Raw genomic sequence first — 1,136 nt, 5'->3', positions numbered from 1 at the left:
GGATTTTTCACAAGCATGTTCAATTTCGATCCCATTGCGCAATGCAACATTCAGAATGGATTCCCCCTCTTTGGCTTCCAAAACTGCGCCATCAGGGCAAAGATCGTTATGAGGTAAAAATACAATTTTCGGCATAATTAAATCTCATCCACAGAATGGCCCGCCAACGCCCGGCGAATAGATGAATTCATCCGGCGCGCAGCGAATTCCTGCGTTTGCTTATCCAGTTGTTTAATCGCGTTTTCAATAATTTCAGGATCATTGCCCTGAACGCTTGTTATAAGTATTTCCACGGCAGCATCAATTGCCGCCAGTTCTTGTTCATCCAGTAGATCGGCATCTTTTTCTAACGCACTGGTGACACTTTCCAGTACTCGCGCCGCTTCAACTTTTTGTTCCGCCAGTTTACGCGCACTGATATCTTCTTGAGCATTCGCCATAGAATCTTTTATCATGCGGGCGATTTCTTCATCAGATAAGCCATAGGAAGGTTTCACCTGAATAGAAGCTTCAACGCCAGTGGATTTCTCCAACGCACTGACACTCAGCAAACCATCAGCATCTACCTGAAAAGTGACTCGGATATGAGCCCCGCCAGCCGGTAATGGCGGAATGCCACGCAGGGTAAAACGGGCCAGTGAACGGCAATCACTTACCAATTCCCTTTCCCCTTGCACCACATGAATACTCATTGCACTCTGGCCATCTTTGAAGGTGGTGAATTCTTGCGCTTTGGCAACCGGAATAGTTGTGTTGCGTGGGATAACTTTTTCAACCAAGCCCCCCATCGTTTCCAGCCCAAGCGAAAGCGGAATCACATCCAACAGCAGCATGTCGCTATCTGGCTTGTTACCCACCAGAATATCCGCCTGAATCGCAGCACCCACAGCAACGACTTTATCAGGATCAATGGAAGTCAGCGGTTCGCGGCCAAAGAATTCGCCAACCATGTGACGAACCAGCGGTACACGGGTTGAACCACCCACCATAACCACCTGTAGAACTTCATCCGCAGAGACTTCTGCATCTTTCAATGCCCGGCGACTTGCCAGTAAAGTCCGTTTTATCAATGGCGTTATCAGGGTTTCAAATTCGCAACGGGTGATTTTACCCTGCCAGCCGGCAATGTTTATCTC

1 protein-coding gene and 1 pseudogene are annotated in these 1,136 nt (G+C 48.2%); both read right to left on the bottom strand.

Annotated elements, in window-relative coordinates; genetic code table 11:
• A pseudogene (locus tag V2H77_RS00525) lies at nt 1-135 on the bottom strand (ISC system 2Fe-2S type ferredoxin); the annotation flags it as partial.
• A gap of 2 nt (nt 136-137) precedes the next feature.
• Nucleotides 138-1,136 (bottom strand): Hsp70 family protein (locus tag V2H77_RS00520; protein ID WP_341497240.1); only part of this gene is annotated, 999 nt, incomplete at its 5' end.

This window comes from Photorhabdus sp. P32, from assembly GCF_038085095.1.
GTDB classification, from domain to species: Bacteria; Pseudomonadota; Gammaproteobacteria; order Enterobacterales; family Enterobacteriaceae; genus Photorhabdus; species Photorhabdus luminescens.
This window is presented reverse-complemented; position numbering and strand designations above follow the sequence as displayed.